Annotated in this window: 18 protein-coding genes; 9 read left to right on the top strand and 9 right to left on the bottom strand. The window is 66.7% G+C overall.

Annotated features, from left to right (window positions below):
- Positions 1 to 150 precede the first annotated feature (150 nt).
- The 5 genes from ACFVBH_RS36430 to infC form a co-directional block, all read right to left on the bottom strand.
- Complete coding sequence (locus ACFVBH_RS36430; RefSeq protein ID WP_379008874.1) at positions 151 to 1,575, bottom strand: alpha/beta fold hydrolase; 1,425 nt, start codon at positions 1,573 to 1,575, stop codon at positions 151 to 153.
- Between the two features lie 85 nt (positions 1,576 to 1,660).
- Positions 1,661 to 2,458, bottom strand: coding sequence for a TrmH family RNA methyltransferase (locus ACFVBH_RS36435; RefSeq protein WP_379009808.1), 798 nt, complete (start codon positions 2,456 to 2,458; stop codon positions 1,661 to 1,663).
- 41 nt (positions 2,459 to 2,499) lie between these two features.
- On the bottom strand, positions 2,500 to 2,880 hold the full coding sequence (gene rplT / locus ACFVBH_RS36440; RefSeq protein WP_354987827.1) for a 50S ribosomal protein L20: 381 nt from the start codon (positions 2,878 to 2,880) through the stop codon (positions 2,500 to 2,502).
- Positions 2,881 to 2,971: 91 nt separating this feature from the next.
- A complete protein-coding gene (rpmI, locus tag ACFVBH_RS36445; RefSeq protein ID WP_354987826.1) occupies positions 2,972 to 3,166 on the bottom strand; it encodes a 50S ribosomal protein L35 in 195 nt (64 codons plus the stop codon).
- A gap of 65 nt (positions 3,167 to 3,231) precedes the next feature.
- Positions 3,232 to 3,927, bottom strand: coding sequence for a translation initiation factor IF-3 (gene infC / locus ACFVBH_RS36450; RefSeq protein ID WP_354987851.1), 696 nt, complete (start codon positions 3,925 to 3,927; stop codon positions 3,232 to 3,234).
- A gap of 313 nt (positions 3,928 to 4,240) precedes the next feature.
- Here infC and ACFVBH_RS36455 point away from each other — a divergent pair, with 313 nt between their 5' ends.
- Positions 4,241 to 4,612: a DUF1844 domain-containing protein gene (locus ACFVBH_RS36455; protein ID WP_379008877.1), complete on the top strand. Its 372-nt coding sequence runs from the start codon at positions 4,241 to 4,243 to the stop codon at positions 4,610 to 4,612.
- Positions 4,613 to 4,646: 34 nt separating this feature from the next.
- On the opposite strand, the gene ACFVBH_RS36460 is transcribed toward ACFVBH_RS36455, so the two are convergent.
- Positions 4,647 to 5,498: an SGNH/GDSL hydrolase family protein gene (locus ACFVBH_RS36460; RefSeq protein WP_379008879.1), complete on the bottom strand. Its 852-nt coding sequence runs from the start codon at positions 5,496 to 5,498 to the stop codon at positions 4,647 to 4,649.
- 226 nt (positions 5,499 to 5,724) lie between these two features.
- Between ACFVBH_RS36460 and ACFVBH_RS36465 the strand changes: the two genes are divergently transcribed.
- The 6 genes from ACFVBH_RS36465 to ACFVBH_RS36490 all read left to right on the top strand — a co-directional run bounded on the left by ACFVBH_RS36465 (position 5,725) and on the right by ACFVBH_RS36490 (position 12,976).
- Positions 5,725 to 6,036 (top strand): hypothetical protein, encoded by a 312-nt coding sequence (locus ACFVBH_RS36465; protein ID WP_379008881.1) that lies wholly within the window; start codon positions 5,725 to 5,727, stop codon positions 6,034 to 6,036.
- Positions 6,029 to 6,850 carry an LppX_LprAFG lipoprotein gene (locus ACFVBH_RS36470; RefSeq protein ID WP_354987822.1) on the top strand — a complete coding sequence of 274 codons (822 nt, stop codon included), beginning with the start codon at positions 6,029 to 6,031 and terminating at the stop codon, positions 6,848 to 6,850. The genes ACFVBH_RS36465 and ACFVBH_RS36470 overlap by 8 nt, the downstream gene beginning before the upstream one ends.
- 310 nt (positions 6,851 to 7,160) lie before the next feature.
- Positions 7,161 to 8,621: a fatty acid desaturase gene (locus ACFVBH_RS36475; protein WP_354987821.1), complete on the top strand. Its 1,461-nt coding sequence runs from the start codon at positions 7,161 to 7,163 to the stop codon at positions 8,619 to 8,621.
- Positions 8,622 to 8,693: 72 nt separating this feature from the next.
- Complete coding sequence (locus ACFVBH_RS36480; RefSeq protein ID WP_379008885.1) at positions 8,694 to 9,914, top strand: type III polyketide synthase; 1,221 nt, start codon at positions 8,694 to 8,696, stop codon at positions 9,912 to 9,914.
- A 47-nt stretch (positions 9,915 to 9,961) separates the two neighbouring features.
- Positions 9,962 to 11,950 carry an ATP-binding cassette domain-containing protein gene (locus ACFVBH_RS36485; RefSeq protein WP_354987820.1) on the top strand — a complete coding sequence of 663 codons (1,989 nt, stop codon included), beginning with the start codon at positions 9,962 to 9,964 and terminating at the stop codon, positions 11,948 to 11,950.
- A gap of 180 nt (positions 11,951 to 12,130) precedes the next feature.
- On the top strand, positions 12,131 to 12,976 hold the full coding sequence (locus ACFVBH_RS36490) for a helix-turn-helix transcriptional regulator (RefSeq protein WP_379008888.1): 846 nt from the start codon (positions 12,131 to 12,133) through the stop codon (positions 12,974 to 12,976).
- A gap of 786 nt (positions 12,977 to 13,762) precedes the next feature.
- On the opposite strand, the gene ACFVBH_RS36495 is transcribed toward ACFVBH_RS36490, so the two are convergent.
- Complete coding sequence (locus tag ACFVBH_RS36495; RefSeq protein ID WP_379008890.1) at positions 13,763 to 15,244, bottom strand: DUF222 domain-containing protein; 1,482 nt, start codon at positions 15,242 to 15,244, stop codon at positions 13,763 to 13,765.
- 192 nt (positions 15,245 to 15,436) lie between these two features.
- Here ACFVBH_RS36495 and ACFVBH_RS36500 point away from each other — a divergent pair, with 192 nt between their 5' ends.
- Positions 15,437 to 16,249, top strand: coding sequence for an SDR family NAD(P)-dependent oxidoreductase (locus ACFVBH_RS36500; RefSeq protein WP_379008893.1), 813 nt, complete (start codon positions 15,437 to 15,439; stop codon positions 16,247 to 16,249).
- A 553-nt stretch (positions 16,250 to 16,802) separates the two neighbouring features.
- Positions 16,803 to 17,297: a hypothetical protein gene (locus tag ACFVBH_RS36505; protein WP_354987816.1), complete on the top strand. Its 495-nt coding sequence runs from the start codon at positions 16,803 to 16,805 to the stop codon at positions 17,295 to 17,297.
- On the opposite strand, the gene ACFVBH_RS36510 is transcribed toward ACFVBH_RS36505, so the two are convergent.
- Both ACFVBH_RS36510 and uvrA read right to left on the bottom strand, forming a co-directional pair.
- Complete coding sequence (locus ACFVBH_RS36510; protein WP_379008896.1) at positions 17,261 to 18,004, bottom strand: ferritin-like domain-containing protein; 744 nt, start codon at positions 18,002 to 18,004, stop codon at positions 17,261 to 17,263. The genes ACFVBH_RS36505 and ACFVBH_RS36510 overlap by 37 nt on opposite strands.
- Positions 18,005 to 18,233: 229 nt before the next feature.
- Positions 18,234 to 21,278 carry an excinuclease ABC subunit UvrA gene (gene uvrA / locus ACFVBH_RS36515; RefSeq protein ID WP_354987814.1) on the bottom strand — a complete coding sequence of 1,015 codons (3,045 nt, stop codon included), beginning with the start codon at positions 21,276 to 21,278 and terminating at the stop codon, positions 18,234 to 18,236.
- Between the last annotated feature and the right edge of the window lie 43 nt (positions 21,279 to 21,321).

A 21,321-nucleotide genomic window follows, 5' to 3' on the forward strand; every position in this document is an offset into this window, starting at 1 on the left:
CACGAGCAGGGCGACGAGTAGCACCGCGGCCGGCACAGGTACCACAGGCTGTCCCGAGAGCCCGCGGCGTCGATGGAGACGAAAGCCCGGGTGGCGCAACGAGTGTGGTGGCCGTTGGCGGCGGTCACCCATCGGGTGTGGGCCGGGCGGTCAGCGGGCGCCGGGCACCACAGTCGGCGGGTTCGGGGTGGTGATGGGGGCCTCGGGGGCAGAATCGATGGTGAACTCACCGGTGCGGAGGTAGTGCAGGACCGCCGTGTTGAGGGTGGGGTTGGGGCGGGTGAAGTGGCCGTGATCGCCGCCCTCGACCCAGAGGATGTCGCCGCCGAGCGCGGCGGCCATGGCGGGGGCGCCGGAGGTGGCCGGATCGCGTGGGCTCTGCACCAACATCGGGCGCACGGCGAGGCCGGCGCCGTCGACCGGTACGCGGCGGGTGGTCTGCGGCCAAGCGGCACAGGTGATTCCGGCGCGCATGAGAGCCTCCTGCTGCGCGAAGGGATCGCTGTCGGTGAGCAGGGTGACGGCCATCGTGGTCAGGGCCGCGGGGTTCAGGCCGCTGTCCTCGTTGCAGCGGGTGGCGTCCCGCATCCAGCCCGATGTCATGTCCGACACCGCCGCCGGGCGCGCGAGGTACTTCAGGAATCGCAGCTGCTCCGGATCGTCCCGGTATTCGCGCATGCCCTGGGCGAGGTACGGCCATGCCGATCGCCCGTAGGCCGCGTAGGTGGTGGCGCCGACGATGGGCGAGGACCAGCCGCCGGATTGGCTCGCGGACTGGCGTTTCCACTCCGCGAGCACCTCGTCGCGGGTCGCGCCGAGACCGTAGATCGAGTCGTTGGCCGCGATCCAGTCGAAGATGTCGTTCAGCCTGTCGGCGACGCCGGCGGGCACGCGGGCGACCTGGTCGACCCAGCTCACGTTCGGATCGACATTGGAGTCCAGCACCAGTTTGTCGACGCGCCCGGGGAACAGGGTCGCGTACACCGCGCCCAGATACGTCCCCCAGGACACCCCGAAGAAGCTGATCCGGTCCAGTCCCAGCGCTTCCCGGACCGCGTCCATATCGCGCGCGACCGATTCGCTGGTCACGGTCGCGGGGTAGCCGGGCCGAGCCACCTCGCAGGCGGCGCGATCGGTGATCGGCGCGATGTCCAGCAGCGACGAGCAGGACAGGGGCGTGGACCAGCGCAGCCCGCGCGGCTGCACGGCGAACAGGTCGAACTCCCGCAACTGCGGCACCCGCGTGCTGGGTCCCGACCAGAAACTCAGCGAATCACCGCCGGGCCCACCGGGATTGCCGAACAGCGCGCCGCGGCTGCGGGCCGGGTCCAGCGCCGGAATCCGGCTGACCATGACCTCGATCCGCGCACCGTCCGGGTCGGCGTAGTTCATCGGCACCGATACCGTTGCGCACGAGGCCTTCTCGGCTCCAGCTTCGGCCGGGCACGGACCCCAGGCCGGTGCGGACTCCGCCGTCGCCGGTGCACCAGGCAGCAGCGCCGCCACTCCGAGCAGCGCGGTCAGCGCGAGCCCGCGACCGCCCGCCACCCACGTCCGTCCTCGTCCCGCGCGCATGTCCGCTCCCCTCCCGAGCTTGACGATCATGGTGAACCGTCGCACGCCGCCCGCCCGGCGGCGGTCGGCGTGTGGTGTATGCGATCTACTTCGCGTGCTGGACGCGCGAGCTGGCGTACAGGCAGATGGATGCCGCCGCGGCCAGGTTCAAGCTTTCCGCACGACCGCGAATCGGAATGCGAATGCGGTGGTCGGCGCGCCGGGAGATTTCCGGATCGAGACCGTGCGCCTCGTTGCCGAAGAGCCAGGCCACCGGCCCGCGCAGAATCTCGTCGGCCGAATCCAGGTCGACCTCGCCCTTGGCGGCGGTGGCCAGCACCGTGATGCCCGCCGCGCGCAACGCCTGCAGCACCGCGTCGATATCGCGGTCCCGGGCGATCGGCACGTGGAACAGGCTCCCGGCCGCCGCGCGCACGCTCTTGCCGTTGTGCGGATCGACCGAATCACCGGCCAGCACGACCCCGTTCGCGCCCACCGCGTCGGCGACCCGAATCAGGGTGCCGGCGTTGCCCGGATCGGACATGGCGACCGGGACGGCCAGCAGCCGGGGCGCGGACTCCAGGATCTCGGTCAGCGGCACATCGATCTGACGGCACACCGCGACCAGCCCGGGCGGAGTCACCGTCTCCCCCAGCGCCTCCGCCGCGCGATCACTCACCAGGGTCGTGCGCACACCGTTGGCCGCGGCGCCCGCGACCAGCTCGTGCTCACGGCCCGCGGCCTTCAGCGAATAGAACAGTTCCTCGACACGACCCGTATCCAGTGCGGATTCCACCGAATTGGGTCCCTCGGCCAGGAACAGGCCGGATTTGCGCCGCACCGGCGCCCGGTGCAGCTTGACAGCGGAAACGACCCGCGGATTGCGCTCGGAGAGCGCTTCCACGGGTCGTTCCGAATGCTGTTGCGTTGTCACGCAGCGGCAGCTTACGCAGCCGGGGCGTTGACGTCGGCCGGGAGAGCGGCCTTCGCGATGGCGACCAGACCGGCGAACGCGGCGGCGTCGGAGACGGCCAGCTCGGCGAGGATCTTGCGGTCGACCTCGACACCCGCGGCCTTGAGGCCCTGGATGAAGCGGTTGTAGGTCATGTCGTTCAGACGCGCGCCGGCGTTGATACGAGCGATCCACAGCTTGCGGAAGTCACCCTTGCGCGCGCGGCGGTCGCGGTAGGCGTAGGTGAGCGAGTGCAGCTGCTGTTCCTTGGCCTTGCGGTACAGCCGCGAGCGCTGGCCGCGGTAGCCCTTGGAGGCCTCGAGAACGGAACGGCGCTTCTTCTGAGCGTTGACGGCCCTTTTGACGCGTGCCACTTGTCAGTCCTTGATCGATTGGGCGGGCGCAGCTTTCGCGCCCGAAGTTAGTCGGGGATGGCGTTCGAGAACGCGAGGTGCTTGCGCAGCCTTAGAGGCCGAGCAGCTTCTTGACGCGCGGGACGTCCGCCTTCGCGACGACCTCCGTGCCGTCCAGACGACGAGTCCGGGTGGACGGCTTGTGCTCGAGCAGGTGGCGACGGTTCGCCTGCTGACGCAGCAGCTTGCCCGCACCGGACACCTTGAATCGCTTCGAGGCGCCGCTGTGCTTCTTCATCTTCGGCATGGAATCCTCAATCTGTCTCGTGCCGGAGGCGCGCCGAAGCGCGCTTCCGCCAATGCTGTTCGTTATTACTGCGGCGGGGTGGCAGCCGGAGCCGGAGCGGCTTCGGGAGCCGGAGCCTCGGCCGGGGCCGCGGGCGCGGGCGCACTGCTGCGCTGCGGTGCCGAGCTGGCCTCGTTCTGAGCCTTCACCCGCGTCTTCGCGCCCTTGTGCGGGGCGAGGACCATGGTCATGTTTCGGCCGTCCTGCTTGGCCGAGGTTTCGACGAAACCGAGATCGGCGACGTCGGAGGCCAGCCGCTGCAGCAGCCGGAAACCGAGTTCCGGCCGGGACTGCTCACGACCACGGAACATGATCGTGACCTTGACCTTGGATCCGGCCTCGAGGAAGCGAACGACGTTGCGCTTCTTGGTCTCGTAGTCGTGATCGTCGATCTTCGGTCGGAGCTTCTGCTCCTTGATCACGGTCTGGACCTGGTTCTTCCGGGACTCACGCGCCTTCTGCGCGGTCTCGTACTTGAACTTGCCGTAGTCCATGATCTTGCAAACGGGTGGACGCGCGTCCGGTGCCACCTCGACCAGGTCGAGGTCGGCCTCCATGGCGACGCGTAGTGCATCTTCAACACGCACGATCCCGACCTGCTCACCACCCGGTCCGATGAGGCGGACCTCGGGTACGCGGATGCGATCGTTGATGCGAGTCTCAGTGCTGATGGGGCCTCCTAGGTCAAGCGGTTCGTCAACGACCGCAAGCAATAACTGCAACCCCAATTTCAACACGAAAGCCCCGGGTTGGTATTTCTCCAACACGGGGCCCGAGTCGACCGGTCCGCGACGCAAACTACTCGCATCGCGCCTGTACAGGGCAAACCCATACAGTTGACTCACCAGAAAAAGGTGAGCGACCGGACCGTAAACCTGGTTCTAGACCGGCAGACGGTGGGAGTCGGGCTCCACTTGATGCCCTGAACCGGAGTCCGGGGCGGTCGTCGCAGGAGAGTCTAACAGCCTCGGGCCGAACCGCCGAATCGGCAGCCCCCTCGACCATTGACAACCCGCTCGATGCCATGCTCTACCCATGAGCGAGGCGTCTTTGAACGAGCGGGAATCGGACCTCATCGAGGGCGAGGCCGTGCGTGAGCTGGCCGAGATCCCGGCGGTCGAGGTTATCAGCCGCGCGGCCGTCATGCTGATGAGTTCCGCCGCGGAGAAGCTGGGCCTGGGCGACGCCGATCCGTCCGCGAGCCCGCATCTGGATCTGGACGAGGCGCGCCGGGTCATCACCGCACTGGCCGGTCTGGTCACCGCGTCGGTGGAGTACCTGGGCCCGCACGCCGGTCCGATTCGCGAGGGCCTGCAGTCGTTGCAGCGTGCGTTCCGCGAAGCCTCCGCGCACCCGGACGCGCCGGGCGCGGGACCGGGCGAGAAGTACACCGGCCCCGTCTACTGAGTTCGGCTCCGCCGGCCGCCGAGTCGCGGCCGGTTCAGTTCCCGTCCGCGCGGATCGCGCGGACGATGATGTCGGCGACGCCGCTCATGCCCTCCAGGGTCGGGTGGTACGGAATGAGCGTCTGGGTCGCGAGCAACGGATCGAACCAGCGCACGCCGGGCGCGGCGCACATGTCGTGGCCGACGGATCCGGCACGGGTGTCGATGTAGGTCGCTCCGTTGGCGGCGGCCTCACGCGCGACAACGGTGTTGAGCCGGTCGAAGGCCCGCTGCACGACGGCCGCGTCCTGGGGGCGCAGGCCGGGCAGGTCGGCGCAGCCACCGTCGCGAACGTAGGTCGGCCAGCCGTCCACGTAGATCTTCGCGTTCGGCGCGAGCGCCGAGATCTGCTGCAGCGCAGCGGCGTACGAGCCGGCGATGGCATCGATGCTGGCGTCCCACGCCGGATCGGCGCACTGCTTCACCCCGCCCAGGTGGCAGCTCAGGATGTAGGTCGTCATGGACGCGTCGTTCGCGCCGATGTGCACGGTCACCAGTTTCGTGGCCGGGCCCAGCGCCTCGAACTGCGGCGCGATGCCCGCGCCCTGCGAGGTGGTCAGGTGCGGAATCTTGGCCGAGCTGCAGCTGCGATCGTCCAGGCGCACCCCGAGCGCGGCGGCGACCAGCTTGGGGGTGTTGGCGGTGGACCTGATGCACTGCAGCGGCGCACCGGAGTCGAACTTCTGGATCCCGGTGGTGGCCGCGCCGGAGTCGCCGAGGGCGACGTATTCCGCGCCGCCGTCGGCCGGGGCGGCCTGCGCGGGCGCGGAGAGCGCGGCGGCGGCGAGGGCGCACAGGCCGGCCGCGAAAGCGCCACGGCCCCAGGGGTTTCGGCGGGTCGTCGTCATTGTCGTTCCCTCGCTCCGGACTTAAAGTGGTACGATTCGGTTTCAGTTTGATTGTGACGCAGGTTACCCTCGGGACGCGGCGGCCGCAAGCATGGACACATGTTCGGTCACAAGACCATTCGTGGCCGCGAATCCGACGCGGAGAGCCTGTCGGTGGGCCGTGCCATGCTCGAGCCATGACCCACGCTTCGCCGCCGCCGAACGCACCGGGGGGTGCGGATTCGTAGTGATTGCCGAACAGTTGCTTGATATGCGGGGAGTGCCCCTGTTCGACATTGCAGCGCGGTCGACAGCGCTGGAAAAACGCTATTGCCGACCGATAGCCCAATTCTCGCTACCACCTGAAAGTAAGCATCCGGGAATGGGTTTCGCGACACCCGCGACAAAAGCCTTGGCGCGTTCGCGACCACCCTGGTTGGATGCCGGTGTGCCGCCCGATCATGCGGAATGCATCTCGGGTGCTGCATACTACGACGCGGGTGGCGGCAGCCGCCCGCATACCGAGATCACGAACTCTTCGGGGGTTGTACATGATTGACTCCATTTCCCGCGGGACCGGCTCCCATCGGCGTCGCCGGGCACTCGTCCCGGCCATGGTCGCGGCGGCGGCCCTGTTCGGCGCACTGGTGACGGGCTGCACCTCGGACTCCGAATCCAGCACCAGCTCTTCGGCTCCCGCCACGGGCCCGCTCCCCGAGGGCGGCCAGCTGGTGGCCGAGTGCTCGCGCACCACCCAGACCCTGCAGTCGGTCCACCTGGACCTCAAGGTCACCGACATCCCCAACCTGCCGGTGGACTACGTCAAGGCCGACATCACCAACCAGCCGCAGGGTGAGGGCCAGGCGGTCGGCGAGGCCAAGGTCCGGGTCAAGGAAGGCGACACCACCTGGACCGAGACCAAGTTCCTCGTGGTGGACAAGACCCTGTACGCCGGTGACGGCTCCAAGTACGCCCCCGTCGGCCCCGCGGAGAAGATCTACGATCCGGGCGTGATCCTGGACAAGGACAAGGGCATCGCCCACGTCATCGCCCAGGTGCAGAACCCCAAGGTGGAGGCCCGCGAGACCATCGACGGCGTGAACACCGTCCGGGTCACCGGCACCATCGACTCCTCGGTCATCGACCCGGTCGTCCCGCGCATCGGCCAGCAGGCCGGCGTCCTGCCGATCACCCTGTGGATCGCCGATGTCGCGCCGCCGACCACCTCGGTCGCGGCTCGTCCCTCCGCGGACGCCTCCCCCGGCACCGGCCCGAACCTGGTTCGCGCCGTCGTCACCAAGGATTCGGGCAACATCAAGCTGACCCTCTCCGGCTGGGGCAAGGACGTCAACGTCGTCAAGCCCGCCGGCTAGGTCCTAGCTGCTCGCTCCCACGCGGAGCACCGGTCCGGGAAAGCGCCACGGCGGCAACGACTGTCGTGCGCGGTCCCGGACCGGCTGTCGTCTCGGGCCGCGGTGGCGTCCGGCCGCCGCGAGATCGCACGACCGCGCCGCAAGATCACACAGCCGCTCGAGGCGGCGCAAGCGTTTATTCAGTGAAATGCAAGGCGCTACACGCACGATAACCACACAACGCTCGAATGCGGTGTGTGCGTTAGGCATCAGGGGTAGCTAGGAACCCTGATCGGCCCGACAGGCAGCCGGTCAGACATGGAGGATTGAGATGACGAACGACCGCCCGGAAACTGAGGAGCGGGAACTCCGTCCACCTCCGCCCTCGGGTCCGCCTCCGGTGTCGAACGTCTGGGTCTACAACGGCAAAGCCTACGACCTGAGCGACTGGATCTCCAAGCATCCCGGCGGCGAGTTCTTCATCGGCCGTACCAAGAATCGGGACATCACCTCGATTATCGGTTCGTACCACAAGAATCCGGAGGGCATCGCCAAACTGATCGAGCGCTACTCGCTCGATCGACAGGCACTGCCGGAGGACATTCACCCCAAGGCGAACGCGCCCGACTTCCTGTTCAAGGAAGGCTTCGACAGCTGGCGCGATACCCCCAAGTACCAGTTCGACAATAAGAACGACCTGCTGCATCAGGTGAAGAAGCGGCTCAAGGATCCGACACTGGCCGCGCGCGTCAAGCGCATGGACAAGATTTTCAACGTCGTCGTGGCGACCCTGGCGGTGCTGTACTTTGCGGTGCAGGGCCTGCGACTGTGGGACACCAGCTGGATGCCGCTGCCGGTCTTCGTGATCGCGATGGTGCTGCTGCGCAGCTCACTGGCCGGATTCGGGCACTACGCGATCCACCGTGCCCAGAAGGGCATGAACAAGATCTGGGTCAACGCCTTCGACCTCAATTACGTCGCACTGGCTTTCGTCACCGCCGACGGCCACGCGCTGCTGCACCACCCGCACACCCAGAGTGAAGTCGACATCAAGAAGAACGTCTTCACCATGATGATGCGAATCCCCAGGTTGTACCGGGTTCCGGTGCACACCATGCACAAGTTCGGGCACACCGTGACCGGCATGATCATGCGCCTGCTGGACGTCTGCCGCCTCACCCGCAAGGTGGGCATCAAGGACATGTACGGCACCTGGGGCGGTGCGCTGCCGCACTTCATCGGATCCTTCGGCGTGCGCTTCCTGCTGGTGGGCGAGCTCGTCGTGTTCACCCTGGCCGGCGACTTCTGGGCCTGGGCACTGCAATTCGTGCTCACGATGTGGATCAGCACCTTCCTGGTCGTGGCCAGCCACGACTTCGAAGTGGAAACCGAGCACATCGAGACCAATACCGAGGACTGGGGCATCAATCAGCTCGAGCAGGCCTACGACCTCAAGGTCATCGGCAATCGCTACGTCGACTGCTTCCTGTCCGCGGGCCTGAGCTCGCACCGAGTCCACCATGTGCTGCCCTATCAGCGCAGTGGCTTCGCCAATATCGCCACCGAGGACGTATTGCGCGAAGAGGCAGCCAAATTCGATGTTGAATGGCTGCCGGCGAAGAGTTTCTTCACGGATCGCTTTCCGAAGCAGATCCGAACGTACATTCTCGCGGCCTCGGATGAAGCGAAAGAACGGGAGTGGGGCTTCTTCCGCGAGCATTTCGCGCCATCGGCCTTGAAGACCTGTGTCGTCTATACCGCCCAGGGCTTCTCCGGAATCGGCACTGTCTGAATCGATTTCGCCGGTCGTTAACGCAATAGCGCAGCAGCGCAATATCTTTATCGAAAGAAGGGGAGTAATTTCGTGTCTATCACCATTGACGAGGGCGCCGCGCGCCCCGAGGCTCTGAACCGTCACCACGGCTCGAGCGAGCGCTACGACCGGGTCGAGGGGCTGGTCGAGCGGGTGCTGCCGCCGGCGCCGCCGTCCACCGTCGGCGTAATCGAAAGCATCGCAACGGGTTCGCCCGCACCGAGTGTAGATCAGGCCGAGGCCGCCCGCCGGGTGGCCGAGCGATTCACCGATCCCGCCCAGCAGGCGCGCATCCCGCGGGTCTACCAGAAGACCCGGATCACCACCCGGCGCCTGGCGATCGATCCGCTGGATCCGGAATTCCTGCCGTTCAGCCAGCGACCGGCCACCATTCGCGAGCGCATGAACCTGTTCTACCAGCACGCGGTGCCGCTCGCGGTCGACGTAGCGGGCCGGGCCATCGCCGGAATCGATGACCCCGCAGCCGATCTCGGCATGCTGATCTTCGTGACCAGCACCGGCTTCATCGCACCGGGGGTCGACGTCGCGGTGGTCAAGCAGCTCGGGCTGTCCCCCACCGTGAACCGGATGGTCATCAACTTCATGGGCTGCGCGGCCGCGATGAACGGCATGCGCGCCGCGGTGGATTACGTTCGGGCACACCCGGACAAGAAGGCCATGGTCATCTGCCTCGAGCTCAGCTCGGTGAACGCGGTGTTCGACGACGACATCAACGACGTCATCACGCACAGCCTGTTCGGCGACGGCTGCGGCGCGGTCGTCATCGGCGCCGGCCAGGTGCATCAGCAGCTGGCCCCGGGCAAGATCGTCATCCGCGGTGGCTTCAGCCACCTGTTCGACGACGCGGAGGACGGAATCGTCTTGGGCGTCAACGACAACGGCATCACCTGCGAACTGTCGGAGAACCTGCCGCAGTACATCTACCGCGGGGTGGATCCGGTCATCACCGACATGCTGCGCGGGCACGGACTACGCAAGTCCGACGTCGATCTGTGGGCCATCCACCCGGGCGGCCCGAAGATCATCGAAGAGTCCGCGAAATCGCTGGGCATCGATGCCGAGCAGGCCGCGGCGGTGAGCTGGGATGTGCTGGCGCGCTACGGCAACATGCTGAGCGTCTCGCTCATCTTCGTGCTCGAGCAGATGGCGGCCCAGGTCGAGTCCGACAAGCCGATCTCCACCGGCGTCGCGTTCTCCTTCGCCCCGGGCGTCACGCTCGAGGGCATCCTGTTCGACATCGTCCGGCACTGAACCGCCGGCATCGACGCGAACATTCGTTCCGAAAGAGCGCAGTAACAATGCAACTCATCAGATTCCTCATCTCGATTTCGTGGGTACGGATCGCGGCGGTCACCGCCACGGGCCTGGTATGCGGCATCGCCAACACCTTCCTGGTGATGCTGATCCGCGGCATCGTCTCGCCGGAACCGCCGCCGTACGTCCATGTCGGGAACTTCGCCCTCACGGCGGTGGTGATCCTGGTGAGCGGCGTGCTGTCGCAGGTGCTGCTGATCCGGCTGGCGCAGGACGCCATCTACCGACTCCGCGCGGAGCTGAGCTCGAGCATCGTCTCGGCTCCGCTGGAGCACCTGGAACGGCTCGGCATGCACCGGCTCATGGCCACGCTGACCGAGGATGTGCGAGCGCTTTCCCAAGCGGTGACGGCGATTCCGAGCATCGTGGTCGACGTCGCCACCATCGTGGGCTGCTTCGTCTTCCTGCTCGTACTGTCCGGGCCGATCTTCGCCATCACGGTGGCGGGCACACTCGTCGGCATCGCCTGCGTCGAGATCTTCCTCAAGCGAGTGCGCAGGCTGTACCAGGAGGCCCGCGAGAACGAGGACGTGCTGCTGCGTTCCTTCCAGGCCGTGACCCTGGGCATCAAGGAACTCAAGCTGCACCGCGGCCGGCGCCGCGACTTCATGGACCGGCACCTGCTCGGATCAGCGCAGGCCCTGCGCGGACAGAACATCGAAGCAGCGTCCAAATTCTCGATCGGGCAGGGGCTCGGACAGCTGCTGCAGCTGGCCACCATGGGCCTGATCCTGTTCGTGATCGCCAAAGCGCTCAACGTGCCCGGGCCGGTCATGTTCGGATACGTGCTGGTGACCACCTTCCTGTCGATGCCCATGCAGAACTTCATGCATCGCATTCCGGACCTGCTGCGCGGTGACGTGGCACTGGCGAAGATCCGCGGCATGAACCTGTCCATGGAGACCATGCACAACGAGGACGAACTGCCGTACACCGAACGGCCCGCGGTCACCTCGGCGCGACTCGAGCTGGCGGGAGTCGGGTACAACTACCGGTCCGAAGCGCCGTCACCGTTCCCGACGCCGGGAGCGCCCGAGGGCACCGGACCGCATCCGGGTGGCCGGCCACCGCGGCCGGGCGCGCGAGCGAAGTCCGAAAAGGGCAGTGCCCCGGGGCATCCGGCAGGAGCACCGGCTCATCCCGAGGGTGCGGGCGCACCGCCGAACGGTCCCGGCGGGCATCCCGGCGGACCCGAGGGCGGACATCCCGCCGGTCCCGGCGGACAGCCGGGGCACCCCGGCGGCCACCCGCCGCATCGCGGTGGAACACGACCGCCCGGCCCGGATGTCAACGGGCACAGGTTCGTCGAGCACAGCGGGCACGACGGTCGGCCCGCGCCGCTCGGGCACCCACCGCTGGAAGAGAACGGCGACGGCTTCAAACTCGGGCCCATCGACCTCGTCTTCGAGCCCGGTCAGATCTCATTCGTCGTGGGCGGCAACGGCAGTGGCAAGTCCACACTCGCCAAACTGATCACCGGCCTGTACGTGCCGCGAATCGGAACCATGACCCTCAACGGCGAACGCATCGACCACGAGAACGTGGAGTGGTACCGGCAGAACGCCTCGGCGATCTTCACCGACTTCCACCTCTTCGAGGACTACCTGGGCTTCGACCGCCCCGGCATCGACGCCGAAGTGCAGCACTACCTCGAGGAACTGCAGATCGCCCACAAGGTGACGGTCAAGGACGGGAAACTCTCGACCATCGACCTGTCCCAGGGCCAGCGCAAACGCCTCGCCCTGCTGACCGCCCTGCTGGAAGATCGCGCCATCTACCTGTTCGACGAATGGGCCGCCGACCAGGACCCCAAGTTCCGCGAGGTCTTCTACACCGAGATCCTCGCCGACCTGAAGGCCCGCGGCAAAACGGTCATCGTGATCACCCACGACGACCGGTACTTCCACCTCGCCGACCAGATCGTGAAGCTCGACTTCGGCAAGGTGGTAGCCGACACCGTCCCGGTCTCCTGACCTCGACGAATCTCCCCCTTCCGACAGCGCCCGGCCGGCATCCCCGGCCGGGCGCTGTCGCGTAGTCACCGGATTCGATCGCAGGTCGGATGGTCACGGAGCCGAACGATTCGAAACGCGACCTCGCGGGCACGTGCGGTGGACCGGAGTAAGCGCCGGGCCACTAGTGTTGCAGCCGATATGGCCGGCACATCCAAGGCGGCGCGCGAGTTGCGCCGAGAGCAGCTCCGAGACTTCCTGCGCACGCGGCGAGCTCGACTCACACCCGCCGATGTCGGCATCGTCTCCACCGGAACCAGGCGGACGCCGGGATTGCGGCGGGAAGAAGTCGCATTGCTGGCCGGAGTCGGAGTGTCCTGGTACACCTGGCTCGAGCAGGGGCGAGACATCAACGTATCGGGATCGGTCGTGCGAGCCATCGGGCGGGCACTGCAGTTGGACGATGCCGAGATGGCACATCTGTTCACGCTCGCGGGACTCACCGCGCCGCCGCCGGGGCGGCACGGAAGTAGCACGCGAGTCGGGCCGGAACTACGGCGAGTGATCGACGCGTGGACAGCGGGGCCCGCGCTACTGCGCGACCGATACTGGAACATCCTCGCTATCAACGCGATGACCCGCGCGGTATTCGGATACGGGGACGCCGACCACAACTGCTTGATCTCGTTCTTCACCAACGAGCGCTACCGGGCAGCTCATCCGCAGTGGGAAGCAACCGCACCCGCCGTCGTGGCGGCTTTCCGAGCCGACGCCGCTCAGTCGCCGGGGGATCCGGAATTCGAGCGTGTGATCGCCGAACTGCATTCCGCCAGTGTGGATTTCGGGGCACTGTGGGCTCGGCACGACGTTGCCGTACCGCGGCAGGGGGTCAAGGCGATCACGCATCCGGAGGCCGGTGAGCTGCACTTCGACACCACGACGTTGGCGGTCACGGATCAGCCGTCGTGGTTTCTCGAGCTTTATCATCCTCGGCCGGAGAGTGGGACTGCTGAGCGGCTTGTCGAGTTGGATGTGGGGGTTGTTTAGGGTGTGCGTGGCCGGGTGTCGGGGTATCGGGTCGTTGGGTGAGTGGTTGCGTTGGTGGACGACTGGATAACGAGACACCAGCGGAGTGCGGTTGGGGTGGGCGGGCTGCGGTTCCAGCCCTGCTGGGCAGAGCAGCCTGGATGACGAGACACCCCGCGGGGGCCGGTTGGGGGTCGGGCTGCGGTTCCAGTCCCCTCTGGGAGAGCGGCCTGGATAACGAGAACCAGCGGGGATCAGTCGGGGGTCGAGCTGCGGTTCCAGCCCCCTCAGGGAGAGCAGCCTAGATAACGAGAACCAGCGGAGTGCGGTTGAGAGAGTCGGGCTGCGGTTCCAGCCCTCCCGGGGCAAAGCAGCCTGGATAACGGAATACCAGCGGGGACCGGATAGGAGCCTCGACGGCGGTACCAGCCCTACCGGGCCGACAAACGTGATCCACCACCGGTGGGGTACGAGCAAGCCTCGAATCGATTACCGCTCACCACAATCACCCTCTCAGGCAGTACCAGCATTCAGCGATGACGGATCTTTGTCTGTAGGTCTCGAGAAGGTTCCCACAGCCATCCAGCCACGCTGGAAGGGCGAAGGCGCTCCCGGCCGGGGAGCCGAAGTCGGGTACGGCAGGCGACATGACCAGCACTGCCTCGTTGCTCTTGCTTGTCCTCCCGAACCCCGCTGGAAGGCGCACGGCGCGTGCGGGTTCGGGCTACGTCGGCCACTGGAGCGAACACCAATGCCGCTCTTCGCTCTTGGGACTTGGCTTTTGGGTTTCGGCTGCGGGGCAGCGCACTAGCAGAGTCGCCGCGTCGGGATACCCGGAATCCCCGAAGGACTCGGAACACGCGGGTGATGACGGAAGTTCACGCGTGGTCTGCGAGCGGGGTCGATATGGGGTGGGGGTATCCACCCGGTTTTGCCCGGATGCTCCGAATCATCGGGCATGACGATCGTTTTCCAGCCGTTCGGGCCGGTGTTGATCTGTGCGTGGCAGGCATCGCACGCGAATGTCAGGTTCTCGATGTCTGTTTCGCCGCCATCGGCCCATTCCTTGATGTGGTGCACGGCGGAGCGGGTGGCGGGTGCGTCGCATCCGGGGCGGGTGCACCCGAGTTCGACCGCGGTGAGTGCCAGGCGCTGTTCTACCGAGGCCAGGCGTTGACCGCGTGAGAGGTGCAGGGGACGGCCGTTGGCATCCACGATCACCAGGTACGGGGTCGAACGCGCGGCCAGCTTGATCGCTTCGGTGATCGAGAGCGTGCCACCGGTATTCGTGGTAGCCAGCCCGGTCCGCTGCTCCAGGTCCGTCAACCGCATGGTGACCACGGTCGAGACCGGCAGGCCTCGGTGGTAGCCGAGCTTGGTGGGCCCCATGTCCGGCTGCAGGAACCGCAGCAACGCATCATGATTGCGCTGGGCTTCGGAGCGGTGATCACGCTTGGCAGCAGCCCGCAACACCGCACGCGCAGCGACGGTGGCTGCATCCAAGTCGCTGTCGTCGGCGTCGGTTTCGGTGTCGATCCCGAGTTGCGCGGTCGTGTGCGGGCTGTCCGGGTCATCAGGGTTGCACATGCCGGGTCGCGCGAACTTGGCGAACATCGGCAGGAACACCGCACCCAACTCCGGGGTCAGCAACCCCGAAATAGGGAACATCCCATCCGCACGCTGGCGCCCGATGCAGATCCCGCGCATCCGCTGCCGGTCCTTGTCCGCGGTCAACACCCCATCCGGGTCGGCATAGGCCAGGACCCGGATACCAGCCTGGGTAACCCCTTTCGGGTCACCGACGCACGCGAAATCGGTCAACGTCTTCTCGGCGAGTTCCTTCAGCTTCGGATCCACACTCGCGGGGATCCGGTCCAGGACCTTCACGATCGCTTGCACGTGATCGGCGGAGATTTCTCCCGCGCGCTGCGCGGCGGCGATGTGCGGGAACACCGGTGGCCGCTGGAAACTGCCTTCGGACACCGTGGAGAGCCGGTCCGCGTTCCGCACTCGGGCAGCGGCGTCGAAATGCGAGATCCGCAGGGTCTGTTGCAGGTACACGATCGGGCTCTTGATCCCGGCCCGCGCGGGCAGTCCTCGTGCCGCGCATTCGAGGGCGAAGCGCTGCTTCACCGCTTCGAGTTTGCGGTAGTCCGCTTCGAGTTTGTGCATCATCGCGATGACCTGGTCATCGGATGATGAATACAGGGGTGATTCGAGCAGGCCCTCCACTGCGACGCCATGTCCTTCAACATGGTGCGCGATGCTGGATTCCCCTCCCGAATTCATACCCCTATTCTACTCCTCGATAGCCACCTGCAATAGCCCAATTCCATTGTGATACAACAGTATTCAGACTCAACCACGATTCAGAACCACAGTCTCGGCGATGCTGGAACAGCGATCGAACACCCTGGTGGTGCCACACCCGGGATGACCGCACACTGTCACGCCGCCCGCGCGCCGCGCAGTCTGAAACGCATGACAAACAGCACTCCCCGATTCCAGGGCCGCGTCGCTCTCGTCACCGGCGGCAGCAGCGGCATGGGACTCGCCACGGCGCGACGGTTGCTGACCGAAGGCGCCCAGGTGGTGATCACCGGTCGCGACAAGGTCCGATTGGACGCGGCGGCGGCCGAACTCACGGCACATGTCGACATCGATCACCCCGCAGACCTGAAAGCCGCTGTGGCCGAACGCATTCTGGCAGTCCCCGGCGATATCGGAAACGCCACCGACCGCGCGGCCCTCTTCGACGCCATCGACGCCCGCTTCGGCCGGCTCGACGTGGTCTTCGCCAACGCCGGGGTCGGCGTCTTCGACCCCGTCCAGGCGGTCACCGAGGAGAGCTTCGACCACATCGTCGGAATCAACTTCAAGGGCGTGTATTTCACCATCCAGCAGTCTCTTCCGCTGCTGACCGACGGCGGCGCGATAGTCGTCAACGCGTCCTGGACCCTGCACCGCGGTATCCCCGGCGCCACGGTCTACTCCGCCACCAAGGCCGCGATCCACAACCTGTCCCACACCCTCGCCGCCGACCTGGCTCCCCGCCGCATCCGCGTGAACTCGGTCAGCCCCGGCTACATCGAAACCCCGATGTTCCACGAAAACGTCTCTCCCACAGCCCACGCCGAAGTGGTCGCCACTGTCGCCGCGGCCCGCCTCGGCACCGCCGAGGACGTCGCCGCGGCCGTGACCTTCCTCGCCTCCCCCGAGGCGTCCTACATCAACGGCCAGGACCTCGTCATCGACGGCGGCCTGGTCGCCGCCACCCCGGCCGCGATGCTGTAACCGGCACCCGCCCGGCCGTCGCGATCCCTCTGCCGCATCTCCCCGAACGAGCTGGTGGCCGTGCGCGACAACGGAAACTGCATCCACTCGGGATACGCTCTGTCCGGCGGGCGTACGGCGCGGCCAATCACCCCGACCGCGTCGGCGGCGCATGGCACCGAACAGCCTTCGCGCACAACAACTCACGATGATGCGGTTCCCAGCTCGCCGCCGGGGGCGGCAAGGCGACGACCGAGGCCGCGTCCGGGTACACCTCCGAACCAGACACAGTTCAGTCGTAGATGATGCCCGATTCCCCTGTGCATGAGCTGTTTTGATCTACTCCAGGTCGAATCAGCTCATCCCGGAGCGGGGTGCCGGCAATCCGCTTTACCGGAGCAGGCCGGCCGCAACGGCAGCGAGCGGTCGACTCCAATGCAGGCTGGTGGCGAAGAGGTCGATCAGGATCGTCGAAGCACGAATAGTGTTAAACGCCAGCATTTTACAGTGATCTTGTTGTAGCTTGCTCTCGCCAGACCGAATCGCGAGGGTTCGGCTCGGCGTTGGAGAGCAGATGAAGAAGTTCGTGCAGTTCCTCACCGCGGCGATCCTGGTCGTCGCCGCCGCGACCATGGGTGCGGGGGCGGCGCAGGCCGCGCCCGAAATGCAGCCCGCGCAAGCGTCTTTGGTGTACACGTGGATCCACAACAACACCGGAGCCGCGATCGGCATCATCAACCCGTACGACGCCGCGCACAATACGCGCGCCACGGCGCTGCCCATGGGGGCCTGGACCAATCAGGCCATGTACGTGCTCTCCACCGGTTACATCGTGATCTACGGCAACACGTGCCTGCGGGTACCGGGCAGCATGGCCAAGAAGACCGACTACCACGGCGTCCAGTCCGACAACGGCTTCACCTTGAACAGCAGCAAGCACTTCAACGTCGGGCTCGGCATCAAGAACAGCCTCGGCGGCGCGCTGATCCTGGCCCAGCAGTACAGCAACCCCGAGAACAACGTCTACGTCAATCACGGAGTCTCCGGCGCGAGTTGCGCCGGGCTCTGACCACGTGGGCGAATCGGTCCCGGAGTCAGCGACTCCGGGACCGGCGCGGCGGCGCCGGGTCGAGAGGTCGCGGCCACCACGTCGCGGAACAGGGTGATCACGTCGCGGGCGAAATCCGTTCGGGTGACGCCCAATCGACGGAGAGCGGGGCCGTGGTCGAAGGCGACGACGAGGGTCGCGCCGAGTAGGACCAGCCACCACGCGAGCAGCAGGACCGATCGAACGGGGCGTGGTGTCGGGGCAAAGGCGACGCGCAGGCGATCGCAGTGGAAGGGGACGTGGCGGAGCTCGTCATCGAGGATCAGCCGGGCCACTTCGGTGGTGACCGAATCCGTGGCGCCGTCGCGCAACGCGCGGTAGTAGCGGAGGGCGACGACCTCGGCGATGGACAACACCATCAGTTCGAGGCGCAGGCCCAGGGCGCGGCGCAATCGCACGAAGATCGCGTCGGTCCAATGGGATGAGATCGTCTCGTAGCCGGCGGAGAGCAGGAGATTTCGCAGCAGACGGGCGTGGTTGATCTCCTCGGCGACGAACAGGCGGGTCGCCGCCGCGTAGTCCGGATCACCGGCGGCCTCGGCCTTGCGAACGAGGTTCGCGCCGTCGCCGCTCTCGCCGACTTGAAAGCGTTGCACGCTGCGAGCCAGGACCGGATCCAGTCGTGCGCCCGCGCCCCACTCCGGATCGCCCGCGGCAGAGCGCGTCACCGCGTTCGCCGCGAACTCCCTTGTCCAAGTAGCGAAATCGCTCGGCCGCCCCATAGGTTCCTCCCAGTCTGTCCCGCGATCGGGTCGACTTTCGAGCCTAGGAACAAAGTGTGCGGATCGGTCGATCGATTGGTGGAGATCCTGTGTGCGGATCGCGGACCGAACCCGGCGTTCGCACTCCCCCGCCCCGGCCGGGCGGTGAACGCCGCGGCCGGGGTGGGGACGGCGCTCAGCGCAGCGCCGCTGCCTTCCGGCGGGCGGCGGCGGCCTTCTTGGCGGCGGCGTCGGCGGGAGCCGCCGTCTTCTTCGCCGCCGCGGTCGACTTCTTCGCGGTCGCCGCCTCGGGCGCGGACTTCTTCGCCGCCGCCTTCTTCGCCGGAGCCTTCTTCGCCGCAACGGCGCGCGGGGCCGAGGCCGGGGGCGCCTCCAGCACCTCCTTCAGGAACTGGCCGGTGTAGCTGTCGGGTTCGGCGGCAACGTCTTCCGGGGTGCCCTGGGCGATCACCATGCCACCGCCGGAACCACCCTCGGGGCCCATGTCGATCACCCAGTCCGAGGTCTTGATGACATCGAGGTTGTGCTCGATCACGATCACCGAGTTGCCCTTGTCGACCAGGCCGTTGATCACCTTGAGCAGCTTGCGGATGTCCTCGAAGTGCAGGCCCGTGGTCGGCTCGTCCAGGATGTAGACCGTGCGGCCGGTCGAGCGCTTCTGGAGCTCGGCGGCCAGCTTCACGCGCTGGGCCTCACCGCCCGACAGCGTCGGCGCGGACTGGCCCAGGCGCACATAACCCAGCCCGACCTCGACCAAGGTCTTGAGGTAGCGGTGGATCGAGGTCACCGGTTCGAAGAACTCCGCGGCCTCCTCGATCGGCATGTCCAGGACCTCGGCGATGGTCTTGCCCTTGTAGTGCACCTCGAGGGTTTCCCGGTTGTAGCGCGCACCGCCGCAGACCTCGCACGGCACATACACGTCGGGCAGGAAGTTCATCTCGATCTTCAATGTGCCGTCGCCGGAGCACGCTTCGCAACGCCCGCCCTTGACGTTGAAGGAGAACCGGCCGGGCTGGTAACCGCGCACCTTGGCCTCGGTCGTGGCCGCGAACAGGGTGCGGATCTTGTCGAACACGCCCGTATAGGTCGCCGGATTCGAGCGCGGCGTGCGCCCGATCGGCGACTGGTCCACCTGCACCAGCTTGTCCAGATGATCGAGACCGTTGATGCGCGTGTGCCGCCCGGGCACCTGCCGCGCGCCGTTGAGCTTGTTGGCCAGCACGGTCGCGAGAATGTCGTTGACCAGCGTGGACTTGCCCGAACCGGACACACCCGTCACCGCGGTGAGCACCCCGAGCGGGAAGCTCACCTGAATGTCGCGCAGATTGTGCTCGACCGCGCCCACCACCGTGAGCTGCTTCTTCTTGTCGGTCGGCCGCCGGATCAGCGGCACCTCGATGCGCTCGCGCCCGGAAAGGTAAGCGCCGGTGAGCGATCGCGGATCCTCGAGCAGGCCCGGGTACGGGCCGGAGTACACGACCTCGCCGCCGTGCTCGCCCGCCAGCGGGCCGATGTCGACCACCCAGTCCGAGGCGTGGATGGTGTCCTCGTCGTGCTCGACCACGATCAGCGTGTTGCCCAGGCTCTTGAGCCTGGTCAGCGTCTCGATGAGCCGGCGGTTGTCGCGCTGGTGCAAACCGATCGACGGCTCGTCCAGCACGTACAGCACGCCCACCAGACCGGAGCCGATCTGCGTCGCGAGCCGGATGCGCTGCGCCTCACCGCCGGACAGCGTCGCCGCCGCGCGCCCCAGGCTCAGGTACGCCAGGCCGACATCGAGCAGGAAGCCCAGGCGCGCCTGAATCTCCTTGACCACCTGGGCCGCGATGGCCGCCTGGCGATCGTCCAGGGTCAGCGACAGCAGGAAGTCCGCGGCGTCACCGATCGACAGATCGGCGATGTCGGCGATCGACTTGTCCTGCCCGCCCGCGCTCAGGGTGACCGCGAGAATCTCCGGCCGCAGGCGCGCACCGTTGCAGACGGGGCACGGGATGTCCCGCATGTACCCGTCGTAGTGGTCCTTCATCGCCTCGGACTCGGTGTTCTCCATGCGCCGCTGCAGGAACGGCATCACGCCCTCGAAATCGGCGTAGTACGAACGCTTGCGGCCGTACCGGTTGACGTAGGAGACGTGCACCTGTTCGGAACTGCCCTCCAGCACCGCTTTTCGCGCCTTCGCGGGCAGGTCCTGCCAGGCGGTGTCCATGGAGAAGCCGACGGCCTCGGCCAGACCCGACAGCAACCGGGTGAAGTACTCGGCGGTCTGCCCGCGCGACCACGGCGCGATGGCGCCCTCGGCCAGGCTCAACTCCGGATCCGGCACCACCAGGTCCGGATCGACCTCCTTGCGGATGCCCAGACCCGTGCAATCCGGGCAGGCGCCGTAGGGCGAGTTGAAGGAGAACGAGCGCGGTTCCAGATCCTCGATGTCCAGAGGATGCCCGTTCGGGCAGGCCAGGCGCTCGGAGAAGCGGCGTTCGCGATCATGGGCGTGCTCGTCGCGATCGACGAAGTCCAGCACCACGATGCCGTCGGCCAGGCGCAGCGCCGTCTCGATCGAATCGGTGAGACGCTGCTTGGAGGCAGGCTTGACCGCGAGCCGGTCGACGACCACCTCGACGTCGTGCTTCTCCTGCTTCTTCAGCTTCGGCGGTTCGGTCAGCGGATACACCACGCCGTCGACCCGCACGCGCGAATAACCCTGCCCGTGCAGCGATTCGAAGAGATCGACGAACTCGCCCTTGCGGGTGCGCACCACGGGCGCGAGCACCTGGAACTTGATGCCCTCCTGCATGGCCAGCACCTGATCCACGATCTGCTGCGGCGACTGCTTCTCGATCAGGTGACCGCAGGTCGGGCAGTGCGGGGTGCCCGCGCGCGCGAACAACAGGCGCAGATAGTCGTAGACCTCGGTGATCGTGCCGACCGTGGACCGCGGGTTGCGGTTGGTCGACTTCTGATCGATGGAAACCGCCGGGGACAGCCCCTCGATGAAATCCACATCCGGCTTGTCCATCTGCCCCAGGAACTGGCGCGCGTACGCCGAGAGCGACTCGACATAGCGGCGCTGGCCCTCGGCGAAGATGGTGTCGAACGCCAGCGAGGATTTGCCGGACCCGGACAGCCCGGTGAATACGATGAGGCTGTCACGGGGTAGGTCGAGATCGACCCCTTTGAGGTTGTGTTCCCGTGCTCCGCGCACCGTAAGGCGATCCGCCACCGGCCATCCTTCCAACGTTCGGTATCCAGAATTACCCCCGAAG

This window comes from Nocardia sp. NPDC057668 (assembly GCF_042799795.1).
Taxonomy (GTDB): Bacteria; Actinomycetota; Actinomycetes; order Mycobacteriales; family Mycobacteriaceae; genus Nocardia.

Coding starts and splice junctions, on each gene's coding strand:
- ACFVBH_RS36430 (WP_379008874.1), bottom strand. CDS start 1,575: ATGCGCGCGGGACGAGGACGGACGTGGGTGGCGGGCGGTCGCGGGCTC.
- rpmI (WP_354987826.1), bottom strand. CDS start 3,166: ATGCCGAAGATGAAGAAGCACAGCGGCGCCTCGAAGCGATTCAAGGTG.
- ACFVBH_RS36455 (WP_379008877.1), top strand. CDS start 4,241: ATGAGCGAGGCGTCTTTGAACGAGCGGGAATCGGACCTCATCGAGGGC.
- ACFVBH_RS36460 (WP_379008879.1), bottom strand. CDS start 5,498: ATGACGACGACCCGCCGAAACCCCTGGGGCCGTGGCGCTTTCGCGGCC.
- ACFVBH_RS36470 (WP_354987822.1), top strand. CDS start 6,029: ATGATTGACTCCATTTCCCGCGGGACCGGCTCCCATCGGCGTCGCCGG.
- ACFVBH_RS36475 (WP_354987821.1), top strand. CDS start 7,161: ATGACGAACGACCGCCCGGAAACTGAGGAGCGGGAACTCCGTCCACCT.
- ACFVBH_RS36485 (WP_354987820.1), top strand. CDS start 9,962: ATGCAACTCATCAGATTCCTCATCTCGATTTCGTGGGTACGGATCGCG.
- ACFVBH_RS36490 (WP_379008888.1), top strand. CDS start 12,131: ATGGCCGGCACATCCAAGGCGGCGCGCGAGTTGCGCCGAGAGCAGCTC.
- ACFVBH_RS36495 (WP_379008890.1), bottom strand. CDS start 15,244: ATGAATTCGGGAGGGGAATCCAGCATCGCGCACCATGTTGAAGGACAT.
- ACFVBH_RS36500 (WP_379008893.1), top strand. CDS start 15,437: ATGACAAACAGCACTCCCCGATTCCAGGGCCGCGTCGCTCTCGTCACC.
- ACFVBH_RS36505 (WP_354987816.1), top strand. CDS start 16,803: ATGAAGAAGTTCGTGCAGTTCCTCACCGCGGCGATCCTGGTCGTCGCC.